General features: G+C 56.4%; 1 protein-coding gene. It reads right to left on the minus strand.

Features of this window, described 5'->3' with window-relative positions; genetic code table 11:
* Positions 1–165: 165 nt before the first annotated feature.
* Positions 166–417: hypothetical protein (locus KVS69_RS18885; RefSeq protein ID WP_217539505.1), on the minus strand; the 252-nt coding region annotated here is incomplete at its 5' end.

Genomic DNA, 417 nt, shown 5'->3' on the forward strand with positions numbered 1-417 from the left:
GAGCCGGCACTGGAGGATCAGGCCGCCTGACTGTGACCCCAAACCGACCCCAAGCCACAGCTAACCCATTGATTCCGCAAGAGCGCACGTGATCGCGGGAGATCGGCTTAGTCGTTGCTTTTCTTGATCTTCCGCGACCTTGAAATGGAAGGGGTCAACGTCGCTCTACGCGAACCCCTTGTGCGAAAGAATGAAAGACTCGCTGTAGATGGACTTGTACTCAATGTGCAGACGCGCCCGTTGGTAGTTTTGCTTGATCCGATCTCGATGCTGCTGTGACATGACGGTTTCGGAATAGATCATTCGGATCGCCGTATTCGCGGCTACAACGGAACCCTCCAGAAGGCCCCGTGATCTCAGGTCAGGGAAGGGGAGCGGTGAGCCTATAAGGAGCCGTGTGGCGAACTGTTCCAGCCC

This window comes from Stenotrophomonas sp. GbtcB23, assembly GCF_019091045.1.
In the GTDB taxonomy this organism is placed as follows: domain Bacteria; phylum Pseudomonadota; class Gammaproteobacteria; order Xanthomonadales; family Xanthomonadaceae; genus Stenotrophomonas; species Stenotrophomonas rhizophila_A.